Source organism: Arthrobacter sp. 10N418 (assembly GCF_056394725.1).
Map to the genome: position 1 here is coordinate 1 of NZ_JBFTIK010000047.1, position 5,560 is coordinate 5,560.

Sequence of the window (5,560 nt, forward strand, 5' to 3'; positions counted from 1 at the left end):
TCGGGGTTCGCTTCCATGCGGCACGTGCTCCACATCCGGCCCGACATCATCAAACTGGACCGCAGCCTCATTGCAGGGATCGACGACGACCAGGGCCAGCGCGCCCTCGGTGCGGCCCTGGTCGAATTCGCGCGCCAGATCGGCGCAACCCTCGTTGCCGAAGGAATCGAAACCCCCGCCGAGCTCGCCGCCGTAGCAGGAATCGGCATGACGGCCGGACAGGGCTACCTCATCGGCAGACCATCGATCCATCCCAAGGACTGGGCAACCTGGTACGCGACCTCACGCCCGGGGACGGGCCCGGACCGGCCCTAGCAGCAGGACCCACCCATCTGGCCACCGCGGCCGGAACCGCTTAGCCGCTGGGCCAGCCCGAGCTCCCACGGCAGTGCGCGGTGTGTTCGCGGCAAACACTGCTCTGGAGTTCCAGCTTGCCGTCATTGCCGCCAGGGTCCATCCCCAGCCCAGGCGCCTTGGGCTTTTGGAACTGAACTCAGACGCACCCACGGCCAACACAGTTGACCCGAACAAACCATCAAGCTCGTGTTTGCCAACGGGGTCGGACCGCTCAGCTCATTGGCATCCACGCTGCAACCCATGCGGGGAAGCCGTGGCGGTTGGCGGTTTATGGTTGCCTATCTGCCGGCGCCCTGTGTCGCCTGGCGGCGTTCGCGGCGGGACTCGTAGACGGCTCCGAGCGCTGCGCCGTCGTGCACGCCGTCGCTTGGAACTGCGGTGGTCCCGGCAGAGGGGTGCGGTTCCTCTGGGCTGCCGGCGTCGAGGTCGCGGGATCGGGCGGTGGCTTTGACGACGAGGACGGCGAGGAAGGTCGTGACGGGCACGGCCAGGACCAGTCCGATGGAGGCGGCGAGTGTGCGCACGACTTCTTCGGCGAGTTGGCCGCTGGTGAGGGCGTCGAGCAGGGGACGGTCGTAGAGCATGACCAAAATCAGGACCGGCAGGGCGGCCCCGGCGTAGGCGAAGGCGATGGTGTACACCGTGGAGGCGATGTGGTCCCGCCCGATGCGCATCGCGGAGGTGAATAGGTTCCTCGCCGTCGTCGCTGGGGCCAGTTCGTACAGTTCCCAGACGGCAGAGGACTGGGTAATGGTGACGTCGTTGAGCACGCCCAGGCCCGAGATGATCAGCCCGCAGGTGATGATGCCGGAGATGGAGAGCTTGTCGGAGACGTTGATCAGCTGGTAGGTGTTCTCATCCCCTATCCCGGTCAGGTATGCGGCCGAGACCGCCCAAGTCGCCAACAGCGCGGTGGTGCCGAGACCGAAGAGGGTGCCCAGCAGGGCGGTGGAGGTGCGCGCGGAAAATCCGTGGGCGAAATACAGGACCCCGAACATGATCGCGGCGGCGCCGGCCAGAGCCACGGGGAGGGCCGGGCGGCCCTCCAGCAGGGCGGGCAGCACGAACGCGGCCAGGATGACGTAGGCGCCGACCAGGCCAATGATCGCGCGCAGGCCGCGCCAGCGGGCGACGGCAATCACCGTCACGGCGTAGAGCAGCGCCAGGAGCAGCACTGGCATCGTACGCACAAAATCCACGAAGACATATTGCGAACCCGCGTTGGCCGGGACAACTTTGGCGAGGTTGAGATAACGCAGTTTGTCGCCGGCCTTGACCCCGTGGGACTTAGCGATCTCCGGGGTGATCTCCACGGCGACGAGATTCCCGCCCTGGTCCGGCTGGGTGTGGGCGACCAGGCACTTAGCCCCGGTCCCTCCGGCCGCGACGACCGCAGCGGACGAAGGACAGTCCTCCGTACCGGCGCTTTGCACCGTGCCGGTATCAAAACTCACCCCGGGCGCGGCAGCATACGGACTCGTGACCTTCAAGTCCCCGCGGTTACCCGTGGGCCACATCAACACCATCGCCGCCACTGTCAAGGCCGCCAGCGGGACGAGAACGGCCAGAAGCAGGATGTTGGCCCTGCGCCGCCCGGCCACCGCCCGGGCAGAGGGACCCTCGCCGCCGGACCCCGCGTGTGCATGTCCATGACCCATCAGCTGCTCAACCTCATGATTCGAGGATAAGTGCCCCGCGGCCGATCTCAGGCCAACCGCGTCCGGGATGACCCGCCCCACCTGCGCTGCGGCCGGGGCAGATCGTTCCCGGCAGGTGTCGCCAAGCGGCCCGTGAACAGGTAGACGACGCGTGTCCGGTCCGGAATCACGCGGCTGAGTCCAGTAACGACCACCCGTGACGGTCATCGGCAGCGCTCCTAGGATTCGAAGTGGGCCGCTGCCGGCCCGTTGCAATTCGTTCGGAAGCGGGGTCCGTTCATGAAAGCCGCAAAAGTTCTCATCGTTGCTTGTCTCCTGTTCGGGTGGCCAGCCGGCCCGGCCAGCGCCGCAGACGATGCTCCGGGGACTCCTCCTCCAGATGCCGCGGCGCTGGGAAATGACATCTCCTGGCCTCAGTGCGGCGCTGACCTTCCGATGCCCGCACAGTTCGCTGTCATCGGCGTGAACGGCGGCCGGCCCGAGACCACGAATCCTTGTCTGGCCACGCAGCCGGCCGGGACCCCGGTTCCGGATAACGATAGTGGACTTCGTTAGGCCGCCGGTAACCGAGCGCGGAGTGACGGCGACGGCTGTTGTAAAACCCCTCGATGTAGCGGATGACGTCGCTCCGTGCTTGTGATTTGGTCGCGTAAACGGTCCGGTACACACGCTCGTTTTTTCAGGGCTGAGGAGAACGATTCGGCCATGCTGTTGTCCCAGCACGCCGGTTCGTCCCATCGAGGAGCGCATGATCGGGCCGTCCACCAGGGTCCTGAAATCTGTCGAGGTGTAGACGCTTCCCCGATCGGAGTGCCAGATCGCGTCAGGCGCGATCCGGGTTATAGCGGCGGCGTTCTTGAGCGCGTCCGCGACGAGCTCGGTGCGCACGTGGTCGGCGATGGCAACGAGCGCCTTCGGTGCCTCACTTCGGGCCAGTTAGTCCGACAGCCGCGACAGTTCACCCCTGGACGGTAGGGTTCGACGTTTCCGGCACGTCGGGTGTGACGGGAAGGTCGATCGCTTCGAATTCGAATTCATCCTCCTCCACCGCTGCTGCAATGTCGTCGGGTGTCATGGCGAGGCTGACCGCGTAGTAAAACATGATGAGGCTGAAGACAACCACGAAGAGAATATCGATCCACTCGGGCAGGACGCTGAGCGATCCGGTACCGTAGCGGCCCAGCAGCCCGATCACAAGGATGCCGATCAGCCAGGGCCAGATCCAGGATGCGGCACGCCAGTCGATGTCGCGGCGCTCCTGCAGGGACTTTGAGCGGCGGAGCGCGATCTCAAAAATGATGCGGCCCAGAAGAATCGCGGTCAGCAGCTTCCAGATGGCCTCGAACCCGGACCAATAGATGATCAGATTTGCGGCCACGAACCCCAACGGGGTCAGGACCGACGGCCACGGAATCCGGTACGGGTGTTCGCGCCCGGCGTGCTGGCGGACCAGCGCACCTAGGGAAACCGGGGCAAACGCGTACATGATGGCCGTAGCGTCTGTGACCAGCCCGACCAGGGACTGCCAGCTGGGGAACGGCAGTAGGGCGATCATCCCCACACCAAAGGACAACAGGATGGACCCGAACGGAACGCCGCGCTTGCTGACTTTGGTGAGCGAGCCGGGCAGAGCGTCGTCCTCGCCGAGGGCGTAGGAAATGCGTGCGGACGTGCCGACGTAGACCAAGCCCGTGCCGGCTGGTGAGGCGACCGCGTCGATGAGAAGAATTGTCGCCAGCCATCCCGCTCCCGCAGCAATGGCCAAGGCGTAGTACGGACCGAACGAACCGGTCCCCACCGGGTTCTTCCAATCATGCGCGATGTCCTCAGGGTTCAGTGCACCGATGAACGCTACCTCCAGAAGGATGTAGATCGCTGCGCCGATGAACATCGCGATGATGATCGCCCTGGCAACATCTTTCTTGGGGTTGCGGGCTTCCCCGGCCATCTGGGCGGCCTGTTCGAACCCTTGAAGTGCGAACACCACCCCCAGCGGAAGCGCGGCGAAGATTCCATGAACGCCGTTCGGCGCGAAACCACCCGCACCCTGGCTGAAATTCCCCGGGTGGAAGGTCAAAATGATGAGCACAATTATCGTGACGACCGGAACCACGGTCTTCCAGATCACCAGAATGATGTTGCTGTCCGAGAGCCACTTCGCGCCCAGGAGATTGATCACCGTGAACAGCGCCAGCGAGAGAACAGCGATGAGCAACCCGACGGGAGTGAGCGTCGAGTCAGGGTTGACCATCTTGATACCCGAAGCCCATGGTGCGCTGGCAAGATAGGTGATGCTTCCCTCTACCTCGATGGGAGCGATCGTCACCGCCTGAAGATAGCCGGCCCACCCGGCAGTGAAACCGGCAAGGGCACCGAACGCGTAATGCGGGTACCGCGCGGTGCCGCCGGCCACCGGATAGGCCGCGCCCAGATCGGCATGAATGAGCGCCAGAACCACCAGCAACACCGCGGCGAGCAACCACGAGATGATCGAAGCCGGACCTGCCGTCTGCGCGGCCCCGAGCGCACCCAGCAACCAGCCCGACCCAATGATGGAACCGAGGGACACGAACAGAAGTCCCCAGAACCCGACCACCCTTTTCAGGGCATGCACCCGTCCCCCGCCGGGCCCGACGACTACCTCACTTGTCATACGATCCACTCCCTTGGGGGGCAATACAGTCATTATTCTTTGACCATAGCGACCCCGGTGCCAACTGGAAAGAGTCGCGTCGCACCGACCCGGGCAACCACATCCGGTCGGCGGTCCAGTGCCGCGCCAGCCTGGCATCGAACGGCGAACGATAGCACTCCAGGCACCACTGCTGAGGCTGACCGAAGCTGGGAGGCCGCCTGAGCCGAGTCGACGACGAAACTATCACCGAGGCGTTAGGGACGGCGTCGCTGGTGAGCCTGACGACGTCGATTGCGGTGGTGCGGGCCCGCGACCCGGCCAGGCGGGTCATTCCGTCAAGCGGAATGCGGCTCGTTTCGGCTCGGAGTGGCCCGGTCCGGCGCTAGCTCAGCTGATCCGCCCGGGGGATCTCCGAAACGTGTCATCAGAACACGTGGTCGAGCCTTCTCGGTTGAGTTGAATTCAGCTCCGCGGCTTACTTCATTAGATCCGCCGTCTGCATCGGTTTTGAGTTCTTTGCCTTGAATACCCGAATGTTCCTTCACGAAGCGGGTCACCGTGGCGGCGAGTTTGGTGTGGAACATGCGATGGCCGAAGATCCCGTCGGAGGAATCGAACATCGCCTTGACCAGTCCGGTCAGTTCCCCGTGCCGGGCAGCGGTCGGTGATTCTTCGTGGTCCAGCCACCGGTAATACGAGGCCCGCGGAATGCCCAGCCGGGCGCACATCCAGGCCACACGGAAATCGGCGTTCTTCTCCTGTGTCAATGGCCAATAGTTTGTGCCCATGGACGGCCAGCAAAAATGCCCGCTGGTGGCCATGAAAACTGCCCGTTCATGGCCACCAGATCTGCCCACCGGGTGTTCGGCGGCGTTGGCCATGTTGGGATGTGGGTTTAGCTCATTGGCGT

General features: G+C 64.4%; 4 protein-coding genes and 1 pseudogene. 1 reads left to right on the forward strand and 4 read right to left on the reverse strand.

The window, feature by feature from the left end:
• Positions 1-315 (forward strand): EAL domain-containing protein (locus AC1DCZ_RS19040; RefSeq protein ID WP_476975966.1); only part of this gene is annotated, 315 nt, incomplete at its 5' end.
• A gap of 320 nt (positions 316-635) precedes the next feature.
• On the opposite strand, the gene AC1DCZ_RS19045 is transcribed toward AC1DCZ_RS19040, so the two are convergent.
• From AC1DCZ_RS19045 to AC1DCZ_RS19060, 4 genes and pseudogenes are all read right to left on the reverse strand, one after another.
• Positions 636-2,015 (reverse strand): YibE/F family protein, encoded by a 1,380-nt coding sequence (locus AC1DCZ_RS19045; protein ID WP_476897111.1) that lies wholly within the window; start codon positions 2,013-2,015, stop codon positions 636-638.
• A gap of 454 nt (positions 2,016-2,469) precedes the next feature.
• Positions 2,470-2,918, reverse strand: a pseudogene (locus tag AC1DCZ_RS19050) (integrase core domain-containing protein); the annotation flags it as partial.
• A gap of 55 nt (positions 2,919-2,973) precedes the next feature.
• Positions 2,974-4,668, reverse strand: coding sequence for an APC family permease (locus AC1DCZ_RS19055; RefSeq protein WP_476975967.1), 1,695 nt, complete (start codon positions 4,666-4,668; stop codon positions 2,974-2,976).
• 317 nt (positions 4,669-4,985) lie between these two features.
• On the reverse strand, positions 4,986-5,531 hold the full coding sequence (locus AC1DCZ_RS19060) for a hypothetical protein (RefSeq protein ID WP_476975968.1): 546 nt from the start codon (positions 5,529-5,531) through the stop codon (positions 4,986-4,988).
• Between the last annotated feature and the right edge of the window lie 29 nt (positions 5,532-5,560).